A 23,555-nucleotide genomic window follows, 5' to 3' on the forward strand; every position below is an offset into this window, starting at 1 on the left:
CACCGCCAGCGAAATCCCAAAAGTTTGATTGTTTTTGATCACGGAGGCCTGAATTTGTGCTCGATTGTGACTTATAATGATATTTTTTCATTGATCTTCCGGGCTGTCAATGCCAAGTTGCCGGCAAGACCGGCCTCGCAAAAGGGCGGCGATTCCGTTCAGGTGAGGTGCATGCAATCCCGTTCCGGCCGTCCGATGCGCAAGGTCCTGCTGCTGGGCGCAGCGGTGGGCGGATTGCTGTCGGCCCCGGCGTACGCGCAACAGACTCCGACGACCGGCGATGCGGTGATGGATAGCTTCGGCCTGACCGCGCAGAACGAACGCAAGACCCAGGGAAATACCGACGCCCAGGCGGCCGCCCCGGTGGTCAGCCGGCGCGGCGACACGACCTTCCTGATGTCGGCCTTCGACGCCACGTCCCAGGACCGGATGAGCCTGTACCAGTCCTATGACGGCATCGAATTCACCACGCTCAACATGGACGCCTACAAGCCCGCCAAGGGTTTGCTGCGCGATCCGTCGCTGCTGCACGCCGCCGACGGCTATTATTATATCGTCTACACCACGGCGTGGGACGGCAACCGCATGGGCGTGGCGCGCAGCCGCGACCTGAAGACCTGGGACCATGTCGGCGACGCCGAAGTCACCCTGCCGGGCGTCACCAACACCTGGGCGCCGGAATGGTATCGCGACAAGGACGGCAGCATCTATGTCGTCGTGTCGCTGTCGAAGGGCGGCACCAAGGGCCCGTTCGGCGCCCATCTGATCAAAGCGGTGGACCTGGCCACAGCCAAGTTCGACACGCCCGTGCCGATGGAAGGCCTGCAAGGCAACTATATCGACACCTTCACCATTCCGTGGGGTGAGACCTATGTCGCCGTCACCAAGAACGAGACGACCAAAACCCTCGAACTGGTCTCGGCCGACAAGCTGACCGGCCCGTGGAAGGTCCTGCGGCGCGGCAACTGGGCCGGCTGGGGCGACTGGATCGAAGGCCCCGCCCTGGTTTCCATTAAGGACAAGGACGGCAAGCCTGGCTTTCGCATCTATTTCGACGACTACCTGACCAAACGCTACTGGTATTCCGACAGCTACGACTGGCTGAAGACCTGGACCCCGCGCCAGGAACTGGGCGGCGTCTCCGGCGCCGTGCGCCATTTCACGGTTTTGAGCGAACCGACCGCCACGGTCGAGGCCGCCACCGCGCCTTCGGTCAAGGGCAAGCAGATTACCTGGGATAAGCACTCGCTGATGATCGATGGTGAGCGCACCATGGTCTGGGCCGGTGAATTCCATCCCTTCCGCCTGCCGTCGCCGTCGTTGTGGCGCGATGTCCTGCAGAAGATGAAGGCCTCGGGCTTCAACACCGTCGCCCTGTATATGGACTGGGGTTACCACTCGTCCATGCCGGGCCAGTACGACTTTTCCGGCGTCCGTGACATCGAGCGCGCCATCGAGATGGCCGAAGAGCTCGACATGTATGTCATCATCCGGCCGGGTCCTTATGTGAACGCCGAACTGACCATGGGCGGCTTCCCAGGCTATTTGGCGCGGCAGAAGGCTTTGGCCCGCACCGACGATCCCGAATACCTGAAGGACGTCGACCAGTGGATGACCCAGATCAATGCCATTGTCGAACGCCACCAGATCACCAATGGCGGCGGCAAGGTCATCCTGTACCAGATCGAAAACGAGCTGGGCCTGACCACCCCGACGCACCAGCGTTACATGCAGCACCTGTACGACAAGGCCAAGGCGGACGGCATCACCGTGCCCATTTTCCATAATGCCCAGTCGCGCCTGCCCAACTGGACGCCGAAAAATTCGTCTACGCCGTGGTCGGTGCCGGGTCCGGTCGACATCTACGCCTTCGACGGCTATCCCGGCGGCGGTTGCACCAATACCCACGACATCGGCAAGCCCAATAAGGTGCCCAACTGGGGCATGTATGCCGAGATTCCGGAAGGCGCGACCGCGCCCGATCCGAAGAACCCCGTCAAGATCGGCGCCTTGACCTCACCCAACACGCCGGGGTTTGCCGCCGAAATCGGCAGCGGCTGGTTCGACTTCTGGGGCAGCATCGGCAGCTATGACTGCACCTCGAAGCGCATCGGTTCCGAGTATGTGAAGACCTTCTTCGGCAGCAGCCTGATCAACGGCCTGTCGATCCATTCGATCTACATGGCCTTCGGCGGCACCTCCTGGGGTTGGACCCCGGCCAGCGTGGTCTACACTTCCTACGACTACGGCGCCGGCATCGACGAAGCCCGCGGCCTGCGCGACAAGCAATATACCCTGAAACAGATGGGCCAGTTCGTCCAGGCGGCCGAACCGCTGCTGGGCGCCATGGACAAGGCGGAGGTTCTGACCTCGTCCTCGCCCAAGGTGAAGCTGTACCACAATCGCAGCCCGCAAGAGCATGGCGACCTGATCTTCGCCATCCACGAGCCGACCGACGAATTCGGCGACAACCCGTTCAGCTTCGACCTGACCACCCGCGACGGTACCTTCCGCGTGCCGCAGCAGGGCACCTTGCGCCTCAACGGCCAGGACGCCAAGCTGCTGGTCGCCGACTATGCCCTGGAACGCCAGCATGTCGTCTATTCGACATCGCAGCTTCAGACCCACCTGCGCCAAGGCGACCGCGATATCGCTTTGTTCTACGGCCCACGCGGCGAGGACGGCGAAACCGTGCTGCGCTTTGCGAAAAAGCCGAAGGTCACGATCCTGAGCGGCAATGTCACCAACGTCTGGGACGCCAAGACCAAGACCCTGCGGCTGAACTACGTCCATGCCGCCATGAACCGGGTGCGCATCGAGACGGCCCCGAACGAACGCCTGGAGTTGCTGCTGGCCGAGGACGAGGTCGCCAAGACCTTCTGGCGCCAGGACACCCCGGACGGACCGGTGTTGGAACGCAGCAACGCCCTCATCCGAACCGCAAAGTTCGACAACGGCGCCCTGCACCTGACCGGCGATACCGAAAAGGAAAGCACGATCGAGATCTGGGCGCCGAAACCGGTCCAGACCCTGACCTTCAACGGCCAGCCGGCCCAGTTCGAGGTCATGGAAGGCGCCCTGTGGACCACCGGCCTGGCCGGTCCCCAGGAGGCCTCCGTGCCCAACCTGATGGAATTACAATGGGTTCGCCGCAAGGACTCCCAGGAAGCCGATCCGAAGTTCGACGACAGCCAGTGGCGCGTCGCCGACCTGAAGGAATCCGCCGCCACCCTGGATACCCAGCCGCCCCCGGGCGCGCCGGTCCTGGCCATGAGCGATTACGGCTTTCACCACGGCGACGTCTGGTACCGCGGCAAGTTCCGCGTGACGGGCCAGTCGCCGGAAACCCTTAATTTTACCTGGAATGGCGGCCCGGCCGGCGTGGCCCAGGTGTGGATCGACGGCCGCTTCATCGGCGAGCGCGAGGGCACGGCCGGAGAGGCGCGGCCCAAGACGACGATGAAGTCGCACCTCTATATCCCCGCCCTGCGTCCCGGTGAGCACACGGTCTCAATCATGGTGCGCAATAATGCGCACAACTGGGACTTGGGCGCCGATGATGAGCATAAGGAAGCGCGCGGGCTGATTTCGGTCGAGCTCGGGAAACTTCGCATTAACTGGAAGATTCAGGGCAATAAGGGCGGCGAGTTCATTTCCGACCTGGTGCGCGGGCCGATGAACAACGGCGGCCTGTACGGTGAGCGCGAGGGCTGGTACCTGCCGGTCGCCCCGTTCGCCGACACCACGGGATGGGAAGCGGGTACCTTCGACGACGATCCGCCGGGACCGGGCACCTACTGGCTGCGGACCAATTTCAAGCTGGACCTGCCCAAGGACCACGACACCCAGATCGGCCTGGTCTTCGGCGATCCCGATGTGCCGCGCACCGTCAACCGGACGCGCATCCTGATCTTCGTCAACGGCTGGCATGTCGGCAACTTCCTGTCGCACATCGGGCCGCAGAAGACCTTCATCCTGCCGCCCGGCATTCTCAATGCCAATGGCGACAACACCCTGACGTTCGCGGTCACCACCGACGGCAAGCCGCAGAACGCCCCTGAACCCGTGAAACTGGTCGTGCTGCGTAATGTCCGCGGCGGCGTGCCGGTGGAACCCGTCCCTCAACCCAGTAAAAACCAGAGATAGGCTGACTCCGATGTCCTTGCTTGCCCACCATGTTGCTTCGCTCGGCGCCACCCGCGCCGACTATGATGACGCCATTCGCCGGCTGATCCACAACCTGGTCAATATCAAGGACGAAACCGGTCAGTTCCTGCTGCACCTGGACGACGGCCGCGTCATCGACACCAAAGGCTGGGCCGGCTGGGAATGGACGCACGGCGTCGGCCTGTACGGCATCTACAAGCACTGGGAGGTGTCGGGCGACGAAGCCGCCTGGGACATCATGGTCGACTGGTTCGAGGCGCGCTTCAAGGAAGGCACGCCGTCGAAGAACATCAACACCATGGCGCCGTTCCTGACCCTCGCCTATCTTTATGAGCGCACCGGCAACACCACCTACCTGCCCTATCTCGACATCTGGGCCGAATGGCTGATGGACGGCCTGCCGCGCACCGAAGAGAACGGCTTTCAGCACATCGTCTTCAACTCGGTCAATAACCAGCAGATGTGGGACGATACCCTGATGATGTCGGTCCTGCCCCTGGCCAAGATCGGCCTGCTGCTGGACCGGCCGCACTATGTCGAGGAAGCCAAGCGGCAGTTCATGCTGCATATCAAATATCTGACCGACCGCAAGTCGGGTCTGTGGTTCCACGGCTGGACCTTCGACGGCCGGCACAACTTCGCCAATGCCCTGTGGGCGCGCGGCAATTCGTGGGTGACGATCGCCATTCCGGAATTTATCGAACTGCTGGAGTTGCCTGCCGAAGATGGCCTGCGCCTGTTCCTGGTCGAGACCCTGGAGGCCCAGATCAAGGCCCTGGCGCAATACCAGGCGCCGTCGGGCCTGTGGCGGACCATCCTGGACGACGAGACGTCGTATGAGGAGGCTTCGGCCTCGGCCGGTTTCGCCTTCGGCATCCTGAAGGCGGTGCGCAAGGGCTATATCGACAAGTCCTACGAGGCCATGGGCATCAAGGCGGTCAAGGCCGTGCGAGGCCATATCTCGGATGACGGCGAGCTGCAGCAGACCTCGTTCGGCACGCCGGTGTTCAACACCATCCAGGAATACAAGGACATCCCGCTGACCAGCATGCCGTATGGCCAGTCGATGGCCCTGCTGGCGCTGGGTGAGTTTACGCACCGGTTTATCTGATAAGAATTACCTCTCCCCTCTTGAGGGGAGAGGACGAGAGCCGAACGAAGTGAAGGCGATCGGGTGAGGGGCCTTCCGACGACGGCTATGCGCCGGAAGGAAGCCCCTCACCCCTACCCTCTCCCCGTAAACGGGGAGAGGGGGTTTACAGGGAGTACCGTCATGCAGGCGCGCAAGCCGTCTTGGGTCAATTACTGGGGCTGGGGGTCGGGTGATCTCCTCGGCGCCGGCGCGCAGGCCGTCGTTACCGGCTGGCTGTTCTATTTCTTCACGACCTTCTGCGGGCTCAACGCCGGTGAGGCCGGCCTGATCCTGGGCCTGCCCCGCCTGCTGGAAGCCATCACCTGCCCGCTGATCGGCTACATTTCCGACAATCTGCGCCACACCTGGATCGGCCGCAAGATCGGCCGGCGCAAGATCTTCCTGATGATCACCGTGCCGCTGCTGCCCAGCTTCGCCCTGCTGTTCGTCACCGGCCAGACCTTCTGGTACTATCTGCTGGCCTTTATTTTCTTCGAATTCGTCTACACCATGTTCCTGATTCCGTGGGAAACCCTGGCCGCGGAAATGACCAAGGATTACAAGGAAAAGGCCAAGTTCGCCGGCGCGCGCATGATCGTCGCCCAGACTTCAGCCATTGCCGCCTCGTTCATGCCCATCCTGACCACCATGCTGGCCGGCGAAGGCTCGCCGCATGTCTTCCTGATCATGGCCGCCATTTTCGGCGTGCTGTTCTCACTGGTCGTCGTGCTGGTCATCATCTTCTCGTGGGAGCGGCCCTATAGCGACGAAGAACTGGCGCACACGCCGGCGCCGCCATCACTGAAAGCCGCCCTGCTGATCCCGTTCAAGATGTTCGGCGACCTGTTCTCGACCCTGCGCATCCGCGCTTTCCGTCAGCATATCAGCATCTATCTCGGCGGCTACCTGTCGCAGGACATCTTCAATACGGCCTTGCCGATCTTCGTCGCCACCGTGCTGACGGCGGGCGCGGCGGTGTCCATTGGGGAAGCGACCACCCTGATCGGCGCCCTGATGATGACCATGTATTTCGCCCAGCTGATCTCGGTCATCATCGCCATTCAGGTGGCCATCCGGACCGGGCCGACCCTGGCCTACCGCATTGCCGCCGGTTTCGTCACCGTCGCGGTGCTGTTGTTCGGGGTCTTCTATCTGATCCAGCCCGCCGGGTTTGCGCAGGCCCTGGCGCCGCTCAATGGCAATGTGTTGAACCTCCTGTCCAATCCGCTCAGCCTGGTCCTGCTGTTCTGGCTGTTCATTCCAATCATCCTGGCCGGCCTGGGCCGCGGTACGCTGAACTTCGTGCCATGGTCGGTCTATAACTACCTACCCGATATCGATGAAGCCGCCACCGGTCTGCGCCGCGAAGGCATCTTTGCCGGCGTGATGACCTTCACGCGCAAATTCGCCCAATCGGGGGCCCTGATCGTCACCGGCTGGCTGATCAATGCCGGCGGTTATGTCGCCACGCCCAAGAAGGCCACCGAATTCGTTACCCAGACGCCGCTGGCCATCCAGACCATCGTCCTGGTCATCATCTTCGGCCCGATCCTGATGATGGCCCTGGGGGCCTGGGCGTCTTGGAATTTCCGCCTCAATGCCAGGACCCACGCCGTGCTGATCCATGAGGTCGAGCGTCTGCGGGCCGGTGAAACCGAACCGGAATCGGAGGATAGCAAGCGGATCGTAGAGGACCTGACGGGCTTCAAGTTCGAGCGCCTGTGGGGCCGGAGCCGCAAGAAGGCATGATCCGCAACGTCCGCGACTTCGGCGCCACCGGCGACGGCGTCACCCTGGATACCGACGCCATCAATGCCGCCGTCCAGGCCTGTGCCGGCGGCGGTACCGTGCTGTTTCCACCCGGCCGTTATCTCAGCTATTCCCTTCGGTTGGTCAGCGGCGTGACCCTGCACCTGACCGCCGGTGCGGTGCTGGAGGCGGCGCCCGGTAAGGGCTACGACCTGCCCGAGGACAATCCGTTCGACCTGTACCAGGACTTCGGCCATTCGCACTGGCGCAACAGCCTGATCTGGGGCGAGGGCCTGCGCGATATCGTCATCGAAGGCGAGGGCGTGATCGACGGCGCCGGTTTGACGCGCGAAGGGCCGGGCTCACAGTGGAAAAAGCAGGCCGGTGAATTTCCGCTTTCGATGCGCGGGCTGTCGGCCGAGGTCATGGCTGAACTGGCGCCCGAAGTCTCGGCCATGCAGGGTCTGGGCAACAAGGCGATTTCGCTGAAACGCTGCCGCAATGTCGTGTTGCGCGGAATAACCATCGTGCGCGGCGGGCATTTTGCCCTGCTGGCGACGGGGTGCGATGATCTGGTCTGTCAGGACCTGACGGTGGACACCAATCGTGATGGGCTGGATATCGACAGCTGCAAGCGGGTGGTGGTGCGCGGCTGCCGGGTCAATACACCCAATGACGATGCGATTGTGCTGAAGTCGTCGTTTGCCCTGGGCGAGCGCCGGGCGGTCGAGGATGTGCTGATCGAGGGCTGTGTCGTGTCGGGCTATGATCCGGGGACGATGGTGGACGGGACCTTCGGCCGGACGCAGGAACTCTCGCCGGACCGCGACCGGGTGACCGGCCGGATCAAGATCGGCACGGAGTCGAGCGGGGATTTTCGGCGGATCACCATCCGCGACTGCCGTTTCGAGCGTTCGCGCGGGCTGGCGCTGGAGACGGTCGACGGCGGGGTGATCGAGGATGTCACGGTCGAGGATGTCACCTTGCAGGAGGTCACGACGGCACCGTTGTTTCTGCGCGTCGGCGCCCGGTTGCGCGCGCCGGAAGGGGCTGTGCCCGGAGGCATCCGGCGGGTGACGGTGCGGCGGTTTACGGCTGAGGATGTGCTGGCGGATTACTGCGCCATGATCATGGGTTTGCCCGGGCATCCCGTCGAGGATCTGGTGCTGCAGGATGTGCGGCTGAGCTATCGCGGCGGGGGCTTGCCTGTGGAGATGCCCGGCGAGTTGGCCGATGCTTATCCGGAACCGTCGATGTTCGGGGTGACGCCAGCCTGGGGGCTATGGGCACGGCATGTGCGCGGACTGGTGCTGGACCGGGTGGCATTGACGACGGCCCGGGATGAGAGGCTGGAACAAATCTTGGATGACGTGACAGCCGGGTAAACACAAATTTCCCTCTCCCCAGCCTCGCCGGCAGGCATTGAGGGGAGAGGACGAGAGCGGAACGAAGTGAATGCGACGGGGCGGGCGGCGAGCCTGAGGGGTTGAGGAGGTTCAACTTTTACAGTTTTTGGCCGAACCAACCCCTCACCCCTACCCTCTCCCCTCAAGTGGGGAGAGGGAGAAGGACAAGAGTTCCTACTTTACCGCTACGACCTTCGCCGCCGCATCCGCCGCCTTCTGGGCTTCGAAATTGCCGTAGCCGATCACCACCGTCGAACCGACCAGCAAGCCGATCCCAAGCCACACCAGAGCCTGGGTCTTGAACGACGTGCCCTTCCACTCCTTCAGGGCAAAGCCCCACAGGGTCGAGAACAGGATGATCGACGCCATGTGCAGGGTCCAGCTCGAGAAGCCGAACGCGCCCATCTGGCTTTCGCCCATCGAGTAGAAGAAGAACTGGAAGTACCACAGCGTCCCCCCAAACGCTGCCAGCAGGTAGTTGGGCAGCAGCGGCACCTTCTCGCCGGTCGGCGTCTTGCCGATCCAGTTACCGGCCGACTTGTTCTTCAGGATCAGGTAACCCGACCAGATGAAGTTGGTCAGGAAACCGCCGATCAGCACCACGCACAGCACAGGCAGGCCGACCCACAGCGGGCCGGTCCCGGCCGCCGCCGTCAGGGCCTTGATCTGGTCGCCTTCCGTCAGACCGAAGGCGAAGAAGCTCGACATCACGCCGCACAGGATGGCGATTAGCAGGCCCTTAACCAGGTGGAATTCTTCCAGGCCTTCCTTTTCGCCGGGGATTTCCTTTTCCTTGGAATGGCCGGCGCGGGCCACGACCAGGATACCGACCAGCACCAGGCCGACGCCGATAAAGGTATAGAGGCTGCCGGGCTTGGCCGCCAGTTCACCCAGTTCGCCGGTGACGATGGGTGGGCCCAAGGTGCCGATCGCCGTGCACAGGCCCAGCGCCACGGCCATGCCCAGCGACAGGCCGAGATAGCGCATGGTCAGGCCGAAGGTCAGCCCGCCGACGCCCCAGGCAGCGCCATAGGCGATGCACTTCAGGATCTCGTCCTGGGGGGTGCGGCTGAGCACGCCGCCCAAGTCCTGGGTCATGAAGAAGGCGAACAGCCACGGCGCGATCAGCCACGAGAAGATCCCGCCGGTCAGCCAGAAGATCTCCCACGACCACAGTTTGATGCGTTTGTAGGGCACGTAAAAGCTGGCCGAGGCGAGGCCGCCCAGCCAGTGATAGATCACGCCCACCAAGGGGTTTGGAGTCATATCGTTGTCAGATCCTGTATAAGCGTTCCGCATTCGCCGCGAACATGGCGTCCCGTTCTTGCTGGCTGAACTTTGCCGTCAGCTCATCGTAGGTAGTCAATTGCCGCGCATAGCCGCTGAACAGCTTATCCGTCGGGAAGTCGCTGGCGAACATGACGCGCGCCGGCGTGAAGATGTCGATGGTTTCCTGGATCAGTGGCGCGATGCTCTGCGTCGTCCAGTTCCGGTCAATGAAACCGAGACCGGAAATCTTGACTGCCACGTGCGGCAATTCCGCCAGCTTACGCATACCGGTGCGCCACGGTTCGACACCGTCGACCGGCATGCCCATATGGTTGATCATCACCAGGATGTCGGGATGGTTTTTCACCACCTCATAGGCCTGCAGCATCTGGACCGGATAGATTTGCAGATCGAAACTTAACCCGTACTTGGCAAGCAAGGCATAGCCCTTGGCCAACTGCGGATCGTCGAACAGGTTGTCAGGCCCATAGGTCAGGCGTGGATCGGGATGCCAGTTCAGGATATGGCGGATGCCGCGCACCTTGGGACTCTCGACATGCGCCGCCAGCAGGCGCTCGACGTCAGGGTCGTTCAGCGCCGCAAAGGCGACGATCGCGTCGGGACCGCCGGGCAGACCTTGCAGCCACCGCGTCTCCATCAGGGCGTCGCCGGGATGGGCGCCGGCATCGATATGGACGGTCTTGGTGACGTTGAAACCGGCGGCATCGGCGCGATAGTCTGCCGGCAGGTAGTCACGGGCGATCGATTCGACGGAACCATTGGGGCCATCGTCCGAAAACGGCGGGGTCAGCCACGGATAACGAATGTGGGAGAGCTGCCAAAGATGCCGAATCTGCCAAAGATGTATGTGGGCGTCGACGAAACGCTCTATGGTCATCTGGACGGTCCCTGGTGTTTATCCCATTTATTATGAAGAAACCATACTATGTGGGAACAGTGAGTCAAGGCAATTGAAGGCTGGAAAACAGTTTCATATGATACTATGCTGCGCGCAACGGAGGACATCATGGCGGCCTATCTGAGCGGTTTCGGCAATCATTTCGCCACCGAAGCGGTGCCGGGCGCCCTCCCTGTCGGGCGTAATTCGCCGCAGCATGTGCCGTTTGGGCTCTATGCCGAACAGTTTTCCGGCACGGCCTTTACGGCGCCGCGCAGCGAAAATCGCCGCACCTGGTTTTACCGCCTGCGCCCCAGCGCCCAGCATCCGCCGTTTCAGCAGATGGAGACAGCGGAACGCTGGCAAAGCGCGCCGTTCTTCAACGCGGTCACGCCGAACCGGCTGCGCTGGTCGCCGGTGGCGATCAAGGGCGAGCATGACTTTCTCGACGGAATGGCGACCTATGCCGGAACCGGCGACGTCGCCACGCAGGCGGGCGTCGTCATCAGCCTGTACACGGCCACCCGCAGCATGGACCGCGTCCTGTTCAATGCTGACGCCGAAATGGTCATCGTGCCCCAGCAGGGCATGTTGCGCATTATGACGGAATGCGGTGTGCTGGAGGTCGAGTCGTTGCAGATCGCTGTCATCCCGCGCGGGCTGAAGTTCCGGGTCGAAGTCACCGGCCCATCGCGGGGATATGTCTGCGAGAACTACGGCGCGCCGTTCCGTCTCCCCGATCTTGGGCCGATCGGCGCCAACGGCCTGGCCAATCCGCGCGATTTCGAAGCGCCCGTGGCCGCCTTCGAAGATATCGACGGCCCGCATATCCTGGTGCAGAAATTCATGGCAGATTTCTGGACGACAACATTGGACCATTCGCCCTTCGACGTCGTCGCCTGGCACGGCAATAACGCGCCGTATCGCTACGACCTGCGCCGGTTCAACACGATCAATACGGTCAGTTTCGACCACCCCGACCCGTCGATCTTCACCGTACTGACCTCGCCCAGCGACACGCCGGGGACGGCCAATTGCGACTTCGTCATCTTCCCGCCGCGCTGGATGGTGGCCGAGGATACCCTCCGGCCGCCCTGGTTCCACCGCAACATCATGAGCGAATTCATGGGGCTGATCGAAGGCCAGTACGACGCCAAGGCCGAAGGCTTCGCCCCCGGCGGCGCTTCGCTGCATAACTGCATGAACGCCCACGGCCCCGACCGCGACAGCTACGCCAAGGCGGTGGCCGCCGAGTTGAAGCCGCACCGCATCGCCGACACCATGGCCTTTATGTTTGAAACCCGCTGGGTGCTGGTTCCCACCACGATGGCCGCAACGACGGCGCAAAAGGACTATGACGCCTGCTGGGGCGGATTTGAGAAAGCGAAACTCCCTTGATCGATGAGACCCACAATCCGAACCTGACCAGTTGGGTGGCCGACGCAAATGGTCACAACGACTTTCCGATCCAGAACCTGCCGTTCGGCCTGTTCAGCCCGGCCGACGAAGCGCCACGCCCCGGTGTGGCCATTGGCGACCACATCATCGAACTGGAAGCCCTGGCCGAGGCCGGTCTGATCGGCGAAGCGCCGCGCGATCTCGCCGATGTTCTGGGCACGCCGGCCCTGCGCAAAACTTTGCGCCGCCAGATGTCGAAACTGCTCAGCGATCCGCAGTATCGTGCGGTCGCGCAAGCCTATCTGTACCGCGCCGCCGATTGCACCCTGCATCTGCCGGTGCGCGTCGGCGACTATACCGACTTCTATGTCGGCATCCACCACGCCAGCGCGGTCGGAGCTCTGTTCCGGCCGGACAATCCACTGCTGCCCAACTACAAGCATGTACCGATCGGCTATCACGGCCGCGCCTCCAGCATTCGGCCGTCCGGCGTGGCGGTCGTCCGCCCCCACGGCCAGACCAAGCCCGCCGACAGCGATGTGCCGGTCTACGGTCCCTGCAAACGGCTCGATTTCGAGCTGGAACTGGGCCTGTGGATCGGCGGCGGCAACGACCTGGGCCGGCCCATTCCGCTGGACGAAGCGCAAGCGCATATCGCCGGCCTGTGCCTGCTCAACGACTGGTCGGCGCGCGACGTTCAGGCGTGGGAGTACCAGCCTCTGGGGCCCTTCCTGGCCAAGAATTTCCATTCGACCGTCTCGCCCTGGGTCGTGACAGCGGAGGCTCTGGAACCGTTCCGCGTTCCTGCCTTGCCGCGCCCCGACGGCGACCCGGAGCCCCTGCCCTATCTGCGCGGCGAGACCACGGTCTATGACGTGGCGCTGGAGGTTCATATCCAGACCGCCGCCATGCGCGACCAAGGCCTGGCGCCGCACGTGTTGAGCCGCAGTTCGGCACGCGACGCCATGTATTGGACCCCCGCCCAGATCGTCACCCATCATGCCAGCAATGGCTGCAACCTGACCACCGGCGACCTGCTCGGCACCGGTACGCTGTCCGGCCCGCAACCGGACCAGGCTGGCAGCCTGCTGGAACTGAGCCACGGCGGCAAGGTGCCGGTCGACCTGCCTTCGGGTGAGATGCGCCGCTTCCTGGAGGACGGCGACGAGGTCTGGCTGGCCGGGCGTTGTACCGCCGACGGTTTTGTGTCCATAGGATTCGGGGCATGCCGCGCCAGGGTGACGGGCTGAATGTGTGAACTTGACGACTTTCCGCAATCGGGGCGGCGGCGGATCATCGTGCCGGCGGCCGTGGGCCAGTTGGGCACCGACCTGCCCGATTTCGAGACCGAAGGCCTGAAGCAGATGGCGACCGGCGCGGTATTTATGATGGGCGATAATCCCGCCCTGCCGCGTATGCCTTCGGCGCCGACCTTACAGGAATTCTTCCGTTATCGCTTGCTGGAGCTGGGCGTGACCGGCCGGCATCTGCTGATCTCGGCCCAGAAGGCATTGGAGGCCGGGTTGGACGAGGATGTCGTACTGGCCGTGTTGCTGCACGATATTTCGCTGCCCTGCCTGATCCGGTCGGATCACGGCTACTGGGGCGCCCAGATGATCGCGCCTTATGTCAGCGAAAAGGTCGCCTGGGCGGTGCAGTATCACCAGGCTTTGCGTTATTTCGCCGATGAGCCGAACGGCTATCCCTATCCGGACAATTACAACCGCTTCTTCGGTCCGGACTATGTGCCGCCGGAGTATATTCGTCGTGATGCAGAACTCGCCCGCGGGCATCGCTGGTACATGGCGTCGCGTCAGGTGACCATCTACGACACCTATCTGTTCGACAACGGCCCCTTGCCGGATCTGGAGATGTTCGACGACATCATCGGCCGGCATTTCAAGACGCCGAAAGAGGGTTTGGGGTTCGATGGTTCGCCGGTGGCGCATATGTGGCGGACGATGATCTGGCCGAATAACTTTTTGTAAGTCATCGGCAACTACGGTTAGCTGCAGAATCGCACCCGAAGTTAAGGGGAGCATCTGATCTTCTCCTCTCCATCTCATGGGGAGGCCGGGTGAGCGAGCAAGGGTATAGCCCTTGCCGTGCAAGGAAGTGGTGGAGGGGTATCTTTACCGGCAGTCGTGCCCGTTCCGTATCAGCCAGAATTGAGCTAATACGGAAGCCGAGCGGCGGCGACGTCTACAGAATCCCCCTCCACCGCTTCCTTGCGCTGCGAGCGTATACGCTCTTGCTCACCCGGCCTCCCCACTTCGTAGGGAGGAGGGTGCGTGCGGCTCCGTGTGGGAATACTGGATGAAGTTTTTAAAACTCGACGGGTTTGTCGCCGCCATGCTGGGGGCCGTGGTGCTGGGGCTGCTGCTCCCGCAGTTCGGCGCCAAGGGCGGGATCCTGCACCTCGATATCGTCACGCAGATCGGCATCGCCCTGGTCTTCTTCCTGCACGGCGCCAACCTGTCGCCCCACGCCGTCAAGGCCGGCGCCGCCAACTGGAAGCTGCACCTCTTCGTTCATGCCGCCACCTTCGTGCTGTTCCCGGCCATCGGGTTTGCCGTCTTTTTCGGAACCCAGGCCTTCCTGCCCCAGGATGTCCGGCTGGGCTTCTTCTATCTCTGCGCCTTGCCGTCGACCATCTCGTCCTCGGTGGCCATGACCGCGTTGGGCAAAGGCAATGTCCCCGGCGCCGTGTTCGACGCCACCCTGTCGGGCCTGATCGGCATGGTGGTCACGCCCTTCCTGGTCTCCATCGTCGTCAGCGCCGGCACAGGCCAGCATTTGCCGCTTCTGCCCGCCATCCTCGACGTCGCCCTGAAACTGCTGCTCCCCTTCGCCGCCGGCCAGATGTTCCGCCCGCTGCTGAAAGACATCATCGCCCGCCACAAGAGTTGGATCACCAAGGCTGACCGCACAGTGATCCTGCTGATCGTCTATGCCGCCTTCTGTGAGTCGACCCTGGCCGGGATCTGGACGCAGTATAATCCCCTGGTTCTGCTGGGCATTCTTCTCATGGTCTCCGCCCTGCTGGCCATAGTTCTCACCGCCACCCGCTTCGCCGCCCGGGCTTTCCACTTCCCGCGCGAGGACGAGGTGGCCGCGGTTTTCTGCGGATCGAAAAAAAGCCTGGCCAACGGCGCGCCCATTGCCGCCGTTTTGTTTGCTGGACACCCGGCCATGGGCATGATCATGCTGCCCATCATGCTGTACCACCAATTGCAGCTTATCGTGTGCAGCATCCTGGCAAGGCGTTATGCCGACGCCGCCGAACGTCAGTAAAAAAGCGTAGACTTATTAAAACCTTATACGGCCCTGCGCGCTCCTTATTGGATGCTTATGGTACCGTCCATAGGGTCAATCGTCGGCAAACCGCAATGCGGTGGGCCGGTTGGATAATGGGGACTGAGATCATATGACATTTTGGAAGAAGGCGGCGGCCGAAAGACAGTTTCGTAGCGACCTCGGGATTTCTCTTGGTCTCGCCCTGATTGCTGTCTTTTTTGTCGTCAGTGGCCTCGTGTCCTACGCCAGTCTCAGCAATCTCAACCGCAATATCACCCAGGTCACCGCCACTCACGACACAATCCAGGCGCTGAACAACACCCTGTCCCTGTTGAAGGACGCCGAAACAGGCGAAAGGGGTTTCGTGCTTACCGGCGACCCCAGCTATCTTGAGCCTTACAATTCCGCCATTCCGGCGCTGGAACAACAGGTCATCACGCTTGAGCGTCAGGTCGCCAACCACCCCGAATTAAAGGACCGGATGGACCTTCTGCGGGCGCGTATCGACGTGCGCCTTGCGGAATTGGCCCAGGTCATCGGGGAATACCAGAGACAGGGTGAAGAGGCCGCGGTTCTCACCATCAAGACCAATCGCGGGAAGGCGTCGATGGACTCGATCCGCACGCTCATCGCGGACATGCAGGCGGAAGCCCGGCGCGAACGCGAAGAGCGCATCGGCGAACGCCAGCAGGCCTATATCACGACGGTCGTCAGTGTTGTTATTTCGTCGATCATCGGCGTCATTCTGTCCATCGCGATCACGTGGCTGATCAGCCGGACCGCCGCCGCGCGCCGCCGCAACGACTGGCTGCAGACCGGCCAGGCGTCCCTGAGCGCCGCCCTGCTGGGCGAACAGCGCGTGGATCAGCTGGCGAAGAACGCCCTGGCCAACCTGGCCAAATATACCGAAGCCCATGCAGGCGCCTTCTATGCCGCCGACGGCAGCACCTACAAGCGTGTCGCGACCTACGGGGTCCCCGTCGATGACGATGTGCCGGCAAGCTTCAGCCGCGGCCAGAGCCTGCTGGGCCAGGCGGTGGCGGAGGGCAGCATCATGGTGGTCAACGACATCGCCGACAGCCACCTGACCGCCGGCGCCGCCCTGGGCCAGTGGCGGCCGCGCCATGTCGTCATCCTGCCGGCCAAGTCCGACGGCATGATCGAGGCCGTGGTCGAACTGGGCTTCCTGCATGCCTATCCGCCGGCCACGACCGAACTGCTGGAGCGTGCGTCCGAGGTGATCAGCGTCGCCGTCCGGTCGGCCAATTACCGCGCGTCCCTGCAGAATTTCCTGGAAGAGACCCAGCGCCAGTCGGAAGAACTGCAGAGCCAGAGCGAAGAACTGCGCGTCAACAACGAAGAGCTGGAAGAACAAAGCCGCGCCCTCAAGGAATCGCATGTCCGCCTGGAGCAGCAGCAGGCCGAACTGGAACAGACCAATACCCAGTTGGAGGAACAGGCGGCGCAACTGGAGGCCCAGCGCGACGACCTCAGCCGCGCCAAGGACGAGGTCGACCAGAAGGCGCGCGAACTGGAACAGTCCAGCCGTTACAAGTCCGACTTCCTGGCCAACATGTCGCACGAACTGCGCACACCGCTGAATTCGTCGCTGATCCTGGCCAAGTTGCTCAGTGACAATTCGGAGGGCAACCTCAGCGAGGAACAGGTCGAATTTGCCCGCACCATCCAGTCGTCGGGCAACGACCTGCTGGCTTTGATCAACGATATCCTGGACCTGTCCAAGATCGAGGCCGGCCAGATGGAGATCCATCCGGAAAGCGTGTCGCTGAAACGGTTAGCTTCGGATATGGAGCGCGTCTTCACCCCCATCGCCAACCAGAAGGGGCTGAAGATGACCGCCCGCCTGGGCGAAGGCGTACCCGAAACCGTCACCACCGATCGCCAGCGCCTGGAACAGGTGCTCAAGAACCTGCTGAGCAATGCCTGCAAGTTTACCGAGAACGGCACCGTCGAACTGGCCATACTGAAGGAAAGCGATGGCATTGTCTTCGCCGTCAAGGATACGGGAATCGGGATTTCGGCGGAGCATCAGCACCAGGTTTTCGACGCCTTCCGCCAGGCCGACGGTACGATCAGCCGCAAGTACGGCGGCACCGGACTGGGTCTGTCGATCTCGCGTGAGCTGTCGCGTCTGCTGGGCGGAAAGCTTTCGGTGATCAGTCAGTTGGGCCGTGGCTCGACCTTCAGCCTGTCCCTGCCCCTGGCCTATGACTTGGGCCACGTCGAAAACCACATCGACACCCGGGTCGCACCGGCGCCGCAACCGGCCGTCTTGCCTCAGCCCGTCGTCGACCTGGCGACCGCCATCAAACCGCGACCCGGCGTCCAGGACGACCGCGACAAGATCACAACCGGCGCCCGCAGCATCCTTGTGGTCGAGGACGATCCCGCCTTTGCCCGCATCCTGTACGACCTGGCCCACGATCTCGACTTCCTGTGCCTGGTCGCCCATACGGCCGAAGACGCCATGGCAACGGCGCGGCAATATACGCCGTCGGCCATCGTGCTGGACGTTGGCCTGCCCGACCACTCGGGCCTGTCGGTTCTGGACCGGTTGAAGCGCGACGTCCGCACCCGCCATATCCCCGTCCACGTGGTTTCCGCCGGCGACTATGCCCATACCGCCCTGTCCCTGGGCGCCGTTGGCTACATGCTGAAACCGGTCAAGCGCGAGGAACTGGTCGACGCCTTCAAGGGCCTGGAGGCGCGCCTGGACCAGCAGATGCGCCATGTTCTGATCGTCGAGGACGACGAGGTTCAGCGCAAGGCTATGTGCAAGCTTTTGCAGTCCCAGGACGTCGAATGCGTCGCCGTCGGCACCGCCGCCGAATGTCTGGAAAAGCTCAAGGAACAGACCTTTGACTGCATGGTTCTGGACCTGTCCCTGCCCGACGCCTCGGGTTATTCGCTCCTGGAGACCCTGTCGCAGGAGGAGGCCTACGCCTTCCCACCGGTCATCGTCTATACCGGGCGCGACATCTCCTATGACGACGAACAGCGCCTGCGCCGCTATTCACGCTCGATCATCATCAAGGGCGCCAAGTCGCCTGAGCGCCTGCTGGATGAGGTGACGCTGTTCCTGCACCAGGTGGTGTCGGAGCTGTCGCCCGAACAGCAAAAACTGCTCAAGAAGGCCAAGCACCGCGACGCCATGCTGGAAGGCCGCCGCATCCTGCTGGTCGAGGACGATGTCCGCAATGTCTACGCCGTCACCAACATCTTCGAACCCCTGGGCGCGGTCATGTCGATCGCCCGCAATGGCCGCGAGGCGCTGGAGGTGCTGGAGGGCGTCCAGGGCGATCCGAGCCAGGCCATTGACCTGGTGCTGATGGACGTGATGATGCCGGAGATGGACGGCCTGACGGCGACCAAGAAGATTCGCGAGAAAAAGGACTGGAAGAAGCTGCCAGTCATTATGCTGACCGCCAAGGCCATGAAGGACGATCAGGAGCGTTGCATCGAAGCCGGAGCCAATGACTACATGGCCAAGCCGCTCGATGTCGACAAGCTGGTATCGCTGGTGCGGGTATGGATGCCGAAGTAAACGCAGGCGGACATGAACCGGCGGGGCGGACAGACGAGATCGAAATCCGTCTGCTGCTGGAGGCTGTCTTCCAGAAGTATCACTACGACTTCCGCGGCTATGCCATGGCCTCGATCAAGCGCCGTCTGAACCAGGCCAAGGCTGCCTTCGGCTGCGCCACCATCTCGGCCCTGCAGAACCGCGTGCTGCACGAACCGGAACTGATGGCGCAGTTGCTGCCGTTTCTGACCGTCCAGGTCAGCGAGCTATTCCGAGACCCGCAGTATTTCCGCATGCTGCGCGAAAAGGTCATTCCGCACCTGATGACCTATCCGTCGCTGAAGGTGTGGGTCGCCGGCTGTTCCAGCGGCGAGGAACTCTACTCCCTGGCCATCCTGTTCCGCGAGGAAGGCCTGGAACAACGCACCCTGTTTTACGCCACCGACATCAATCCCGAAGCGCTGAAAAAGGCCGAGGCCGGCATCTACAGCCTGGACCGCATGAAGCTGTTCACCGAGAACCACCGCCTGTCGGGCGGCAAGTCGTCGCTGTCGGACTATTACCGCACCGCCTATGGCGCGGCGGTGTTCGACAAAAGCTTGCGCAAGAACTGCGTCTTTTCCGACCACAGCCTGGCCACCGATGCGGTCTTCGCCGAGACCCACCTGTGCTCATGCCGCAACGTCCTGATCTATTTCGACCGCGCCCTTCAAGACCGCGCCATCGGCCTGTTCAAGTCGTCGCTGATCCGCAAGGGGTTCTTAGGCCTGGGCGCCAAGGAAACCCTGCGGTTCTCGCACCATTCCGAAGCCTTCTCCGATTTCGCGCGCGAGGAGCGCATATACCAGAAGCGGGACCTGTCATGAAGAAGGCCGTCACCCAGGACCATCCGGCGGAAGCTATCGTTATCGGCGCGTCGGCGGGCGGGGTCGAAGCCCTGTCGGCCATCCTGCCGCGCCTGCCGGCCGACTATCCCCTGCCGGTCATGGTGGTCATCCACCTGCCGCCCGACCGCAGGAGTCTGATGGCCGACCTGTTCGATGCCAAGTGCGCTATGAACGTGCGCGAGGCCGACGACAAGGAGCCGATCGAACGCGGCACCATCTATTTCGCCCCCTCCGACTACCACCTGCTGGTCGAAACCGACCGCCGCCTGAGTTTGTCCAGTGAGGAACCCGTGCTGTTTTCGCGTCCCGCCATCGACATCCTGTTCGAAACCGCCGCCGACGCCTATGGCCCTGCCCTGGTCGGCGTCATCCTCAGCGGCGCCAACGAAGACGGCGCCGCGGGGCTGAAGGCCGTGCGCGCCGCCGGCGGCCAGGCCATCATCCAGTCGCCGGACCAGGCCCGGGCGCCTGACATGCCGCGCGCGGCGGGTGGAGCGGTCCCGGATGCCCACGTCCTATCACTGGACGCGATTGCCGACCATCTTTTGGCGCTTCACCGCGCGGGGGTATCATGACTGCCATGCCGACCCATCTGACCACCGTCACGCCGGTGAACCTGCTTCTGGTCGACGACCGGCCGGAGAACCTGAAATCGCTGGAGGCCCTGCTGCGGCGGGAAGGCCTGAACATGCTGACGGCCCGTTCCGGCAACGAGGCGCTGGAAATCCTGCTTAAGCACGATGTCGCCCTGGCCCTGCTGGATGTCATGATGCCGGACATGGACGGCTTCGAACTGGCCGAGCTGATGCGCGGTAATGAGCGCACTCGCCGCATCCCGATCATGTTCCTGACGGCAGGGAGCACCGACCGGACCCGCCGCTTTCGCGGCTATGAGGCCGGCGCCGTCGACTTCCTCGAAAAGCCGCTGGAGCCCGACGTGCTGCGCTCCAAGGTGGCGGTGTTCTGCGAGCTGTACCTGCAACGCCAGCAGATCGCCGTCCAGCGCGACAACCTCAAGGCCTTTGCCGAGGAAAACCTGCGCCTGCTCAAGGAAAGCCGCAAATACGCCAACGCGCTGAAGGAGGCCGATCAGCGCAAGGACGAGTTCCTGGCAACCCTGGCACATGAGCTGCGCAACCCCCTGGCCCCCATCCGCAACGGTCTGCAGATCCTGCGCATGTCGCCCGACGGCGAACGCGCCGACTCGGTGCGCGACATGATGGACCGGCAACTGACCCACCTGGTCCGGCTGATCGACGACCTGCTGGACGTGTCGCGGGTCAGCCGCGGCAAGATCGACCTGCGCCTGGAGCGCGTCGCCGTCCAGGAAGCGATCGCCGCCGCGCTGGAAGCGAGCAAGCCGCTGATCGACGCCGGCGGGCACGCCTTGACCGTAGAGATGTCGCAAACACCGCTATGGGTCGACGGCGATCTGACGCGTCTGGCCCAGATCGTGTCAAACCTGCTCAACAACGCCGCCAAATATACCCCGCAAGGCGGCAAGATCGCGCTCAGCGTCACCGAAAGCGCAGGACGGATCGAAATCCGCGTCAGGGACACCGGCGTCGGTATAGAGCCCGACATGTTGCCCAAGGTGTTCGAACTGTTCACCCAGGTCGACCAGCACCTCGACCGGTCCCAGGGCGGCTTGGGGATCGGCCTGGCCCTGGTGCAGAAGCTGGTCGAAATGCATCGCGGCACCACCGTGGCTTCCAGCGATGGCGTGGGCCAGGGCAGCACCTTTACCGTACGCCTGCCGATGGCGCCCGAGCCGGGTGAAGCGCGCCCCGACGGTCGCGACGCCGAGGCCAGCCCGAAACCGCTGGACGTGCTGATCGTCGACGACAATACCGACTCCGCCGACACCACGCGGTGGATGCTGGAGCTGATCGGCCATCGCCCGCGCGTCGAAAACAGCGGCCTCGCGGCGCTGGAGGCGGCGCGGAAACAACAGCCCGACGTGGTGCTGCTGGACATCGGCATGCCCGGTATGGACGGCTACGAGGTGTGCCGGCAGTTGCGCGCCCTGCCGGGCGGCGGCGACCTGGTCATCATCGCCCAGACCGGCTGGGGCCAGGAAAGCGACCGCCGCCAGGCCTTCGATGCCGGCTTCGACCATCACGTCACCAAGCCGGTGAGTCTGGACCTGCTCAATCGCGTGCTGAACGAGGCCGGCGAACCGCGTGACATTTGATCGGCTGACCGACGAGAAAAATCATACTTACTTTTTTTTTACAAAACTTTAGGCCGAACGCCGCTTAACCCTTATTATAAAAAATTCATTGTGTTCTGGCGCCGGGGAAGATTTTTTGGGCGCACAGGGCAAGCAAAGTGACACAACACCTAGGCAGAAATGGGGACCGCCATGGCTGATGGCTCCGGCGGAAATTCGGTCATGCGGGTCATGATCATCGAGGACAATGAGGCTTTGGCCCAGACCACAGGATGGCTGGTCGAGATGCTGGGCTACGATTACCGTCTGGCCCTGTCGCCGAAACAGGCGATCGAGGACGTCAAGGGCTATCGTCCCGACGTTATCATGATGGATCTGGGCCTGCCCGGGATGAGCGGCTATGACCTGTGCCGCCTGCTGCGTCAGGACCAGGACCTGAAGGACACGGTCTTTATTGCCCAGACGGGATGGGGCGAGGCCGAACACCGCCGCCTGACGGCCGAGGCCGGCTTCCACCATCACCTGGTCAAGCCGCTGTATCTCGAAGCGCTGCAGGATTTGCTGGGCAGCATCGAAAAGAGTTTGCACAAGGCGACGGTTGAAAAGTAACCTGGTTTGACAGAGATTCTGTAATCGATTACAAAAATCCCCGCATAAAGCATAAACAAGTGTTGCAGGGATCATTTCATGACATTCAGGTTCGAAACGACGCGCCGCGGCATGCTGCTGAGCGCTATGGCCTTTGGTGGGCTGGCCGCGTGCAGCAAGCCCCAGGATAATCCGGCGCCGGCCTCTGCCGGCCTGACCGCCTCCTGGCCGCTGGGCATCCAGCTGTGGACGGTCAATGCTGAACTGGACAAGGACATTCCTGGCACGCTGAAGGCGATCAAGGACTTAGGCTTCGAGCTGATCGAGACCGCCGGTGTGCGCGGCGCCTCGCCGGCCGAATACCGCAAGCAGATCGAGGATGCCGGCCTGAAGATCCGTTCGGCCCACACCAACATGTCCAAGCTGATCGACGGTTTCGACAAGGAAATCGCCGACGCCGTGGCGCTGGGGGCAGAATGGCTGGTGGCGTCGTCACCCAAGCCGGGCGCCAATTTCGATCCGAAGAAGGACTGGGTCGTGGCCATGACCGAGTCCATGAACGCCGACCAGTGGAAGTTCAACGCCGACCACATCAACAAGATGGCGCCCAAGGTCAAGGCGGCCGGCCTGAAGTTCGCCTATCACAACCACCCGATGGAATTCAAAGACCTGGGCGGTGGCCAGACCGGTGAAGACATCCTGGTCTCGGCGGCGCCGGCGGATCAACTGCGCCTGGAGCTGGATATCGGTTGGGTGGCGGTCGGCGGTGCCGATCCGGCGGCGACCATCCGCAAATATGCCGACCGGGTCGACCTGCTGCACATCAAGGACATGATCCAGGATCCGGCAGAAGCTTCGGGCTGGCGCTCGGTCGAGGTCGGCGCGGGCGTGGTCAAGTGGGCCGAAGTCTTCGCGGCGGCCAAGGAGGTCGGCGTCAAGGCCTGGTTCGTCGAACAGGAAGCCCCATACAAGAAGCCGATCCTGACCTCGCTGGCCGAGAGCGTGACGCATCTGCGCAAGCTGTAACCTTTTTTCCTCTCCCCGTTT

At 62.8% G+C, this 23,555-nt stretch carries 16 protein-coding genes; 14 read left to right on the plus strand and 2 right to left on the minus strand.

Features of this window, described 5'->3' with window-relative positions; genetic code table 11:
- Positions 1–171: 171 nt before the first annotated feature.
- From ABAC460_RS26345 to ABAC460_RS26360, 4 genes are all read left to right on the plus strand, one after another.
- Complete coding sequence (locus ABAC460_RS26345) at positions 172–4,146, plus strand: beta-galactosidase (RefSeq protein ID WP_031236245.1); 3,975 nt, start codon at positions 172–174, stop codon at positions 4,144–4,146.
- 10 nt (positions 4,147–4,156) lie between these two features.
- On the plus strand, positions 4,157–5,278 hold the full coding sequence (gene bglB, locus ABAC460_RS26350) for a beta-galactosidase BglB (RefSeq protein ID WP_023451559.1): 1,122 nt from the start codon (positions 4,157–4,159) through the stop codon (positions 5,276–5,278).
- 162 nt (positions 5,279–5,440) lie between these two features.
- On the plus strand, positions 5,441–7,048 hold the full coding sequence (locus ABAC460_RS26355; RefSeq protein ID WP_023451560.1) for an MFS transporter: 1,608 nt from the start codon (positions 5,441–5,443) through the stop codon (positions 7,046–7,048).
- On the plus strand, positions 7,045–8,433 hold the full coding sequence (locus ABAC460_RS26360; RefSeq protein WP_023451561.1) for a rhamnogalacturonidase: 1,389 nt from the start codon (positions 7,045–7,047) through the stop codon (positions 8,431–8,433). The genes ABAC460_RS26355 and ABAC460_RS26360 overlap by 4 nt, the downstream gene beginning before the upstream one ends.
- 195 nt (positions 8,434–8,628) lie before the next feature.
- Here ABAC460_RS26360 and rhaT read toward each other — a convergent pair whose 3' ends face one another.
- Together rhaT and ABAC460_RS26370 are read right to left on the minus strand one after the other, a co-directional pair.
- The gene (gene rhaT, locus ABAC460_RS26365; RefSeq protein ID WP_035425796.1) at positions 8,629–9,720 is read right to left on the minus strand and encodes an L-rhamnose/proton symporter RhaT; all 1,092 of its coding nucleotides are present in this window, start codon (positions 9,718–9,720) and stop codon (positions 8,629–8,631) included.
- A 7-nt stretch (positions 9,721–9,727) separates the two neighbouring features.
- Positions 9,728–10,621, minus strand: coding sequence for an amidohydrolase family protein (locus ABAC460_RS26370; RefSeq protein WP_023451563.1), 894 nt, complete (start codon positions 10,619–10,621; stop codon positions 9,728–9,730).
- A gap of 129 nt (positions 10,622–10,750) precedes the next feature.
- Between ABAC460_RS26370 and hmgA the strand changes: the two genes are divergently transcribed.
- The 10 genes from hmgA (at position 10,751) to ABAC460_RS26420 (ending at position 23,534) form a co-directional block, all read left to right on the plus strand.
- Positions 10,751–12,019 carry a homogentisate 1,2-dioxygenase gene (gene hmgA / locus ABAC460_RS26375; RefSeq protein ID WP_031236247.1) on the plus strand — a complete coding sequence of 423 codons (1,269 nt, stop codon included), beginning with the start codon at positions 10,751–10,753 and terminating at the stop codon, positions 12,017–12,019.
- Positions 12,016–13,269, plus strand: coding sequence for a fumarylacetoacetase (fahA, locus tag ABAC460_RS26380; protein ID WP_023451565.1), 1,254 nt, complete (start codon positions 12,016–12,018; stop codon positions 13,267–13,269). The genes hmgA and fahA overlap by 4 nt, the downstream gene beginning before the upstream one ends.
- A complete protein-coding gene (locus ABAC460_RS26385; protein WP_023451566.1) occupies positions 13,270–14,007 on the plus strand; it encodes a hypothetical protein in 738 nt (245 codons plus the stop codon).
- A gap of 328 nt (positions 14,008–14,335) precedes the next feature.
- Complete coding sequence (locus tag ABAC460_RS26390; RefSeq protein ID WP_023451567.1) at positions 14,336–15,313, plus strand: bile acid:sodium symporter family protein; 978 nt, start codon at positions 14,336–14,338, stop codon at positions 15,311–15,313.
- A 133-nt stretch (positions 15,314–15,446) separates the two neighbouring features.
- A complete protein-coding gene (locus ABAC460_RS26395; RefSeq protein ID WP_023451568.1) occupies positions 15,447–18,881 on the plus strand; it encodes a response regulator in 3,435 nt (1,144 codons plus the stop codon).
- On the plus strand, positions 18,866–19,726 hold the full coding sequence (locus tag ABAC460_RS26400) for a CheR family methyltransferase (protein ID WP_023451569.1): 861 nt from the start codon (positions 18,866–18,868) through the stop codon (positions 19,724–19,726). The genes ABAC460_RS26395 and ABAC460_RS26400 overlap by 16 nt, the downstream gene beginning before the upstream one ends.
- Positions 19,723–20,322, plus strand: coding sequence for a chemotaxis protein CheB (locus ABAC460_RS26405; RefSeq protein WP_023451570.1), 600 nt, complete (start codon positions 19,723–19,725; stop codon positions 20,320–20,322). The genes ABAC460_RS26400 and ABAC460_RS26405 overlap by 4 nt, the downstream gene beginning before the upstream one ends.
- Positions 20,319–21,941, plus strand: coding sequence for a response regulator (locus tag ABAC460_RS26410; protein WP_023451571.1), 1,623 nt, complete (start codon positions 20,319–20,321; stop codon positions 21,939–21,941). Before ABAC460_RS26405 ends, ABAC460_RS26410 begins: the two co-directional genes overlap by 4 nt.
- 171 nt (positions 21,942–22,112) lie before the next feature.
- Positions 22,113–22,529 carry a response regulator gene (locus tag ABAC460_RS26415; RefSeq protein WP_023451572.1) on the plus strand — a complete coding sequence of 139 codons (417 nt, stop codon included), beginning with the start codon at positions 22,113–22,115 and terminating at the stop codon, positions 22,527–22,529.
- 78 nt (positions 22,530–22,607) lie between these two features.
- Positions 22,608–23,534 carry a sugar phosphate isomerase/epimerase family protein gene (locus ABAC460_RS26420; RefSeq protein WP_023451573.1) on the plus strand — a complete coding sequence of 309 codons (927 nt, stop codon included), beginning with the start codon at positions 22,608–22,610 and terminating at the stop codon, positions 23,532–23,534.
- Positions 23,535–23,555 lie beyond the last annotated feature (21 nt).

The organism is Asticcacaulis sp. AC460, from assembly GCF_000495795.1.
Lineage (GTDB): Bacteria > Pseudomonadota > Alphaproteobacteria > Caulobacterales > Caulobacteraceae > Asticcacaulis.

What these genes read in the sequence shown, in the direction of transcription:
- ABAC460_RS26345 (WP_031236245.1), top strand. Translation starts at nt 172, where the DNA reads ATGCAATCCCGTTCCGGCCGTCCGATGCGCAAGGTCCTGCTGCTGGGC.
- bglB (WP_023451559.1), top strand. Translation starts at nt 4,157, where the DNA reads ATGTCCTTGCTTGCCCACCATGTTGCTTCGCTCGGCGCCACCCGCGCC.
- ABAC460_RS26355 (WP_023451560.1), top strand. Translation starts at nt 5,441, where the DNA reads ATGCAGGCGCGCAAGCCGTCTTGGGTCAATTACTGGGGCTGGGGGTCG.
- ABAC460_RS26360 (WP_023451561.1), top strand. Translation starts at nt 7,045, where the DNA reads ATGATCCGCAACGTCCGCGACTTCGGCGCCACCGGCGACGGCGTCACC.
- rhaT (WP_035425796.1), bottom strand. Translation starts at nt 9,720, where the DNA reads ATGACTCCAAACCCCTTGGTGGGCGTGATCTATCACTGGCTGGGCGGC.
- ABAC460_RS26370 (WP_023451563.1), bottom strand. Translation starts at nt 10,621, where the DNA reads ATGACCATAGAGCGTTTCGTCGACGCCCACATACATCTTTGGCAGATT.
- hmgA (WP_031236247.1), top strand. Translation starts at nt 10,751, where the DNA reads ATGGCGGCCTATCTGAGCGGTTTCGGCAATCATTTCGCCACCGAAGCG.
- ABAC460_RS26385 (WP_023451566.1), top strand. Translation starts at nt 13,270, where the DNA reads ATGTGTGAACTTGACGACTTTCCGCAATCGGGGCGGCGGCGGATCATC.
- ABAC460_RS26390 (WP_023451567.1), top strand. Translation starts at nt 14,336, where the DNA reads ATGAAGTTTTTAAAACTCGACGGGTTTGTCGCCGCCATGCTGGGGGCC.
- ABAC460_RS26395 (WP_023451568.1), top strand. Translation starts at nt 15,447, where the DNA reads ATGACATTTTGGAAGAAGGCGGCGGCCGAAAGACAGTTTCGTAGCGAC.
- ABAC460_RS26400 (WP_023451569.1), top strand. Translation starts at nt 18,866, where the DNA reads ATGGATGCCGAAGTAAACGCAGGCGGACATGAACCGGCGGGGCGGACA.
- ABAC460_RS26405 (WP_023451570.1), top strand. Translation starts at nt 19,723, where the DNA reads ATGAAGAAGGCCGTCACCCAGGACCATCCGGCGGAAGCTATCGTTATC.
- ABAC460_RS26410 (WP_023451571.1), top strand. Translation starts at nt 20,319, where the DNA reads ATGACTGCCATGCCGACCCATCTGACCACCGTCACGCCGGTGAACCTG.
- ABAC460_RS26415 (WP_023451572.1), top strand. Translation starts at nt 22,113, where the DNA reads ATGGCTGATGGCTCCGGCGGAAATTCGGTCATGCGGGTCATGATCATC.
- ABAC460_RS26420 (WP_023451573.1), top strand. Translation starts at nt 22,608, where the DNA reads ATGACATTCAGGTTCGAAACGACGCGCCGCGGCATGCTGCTGAGCGCT.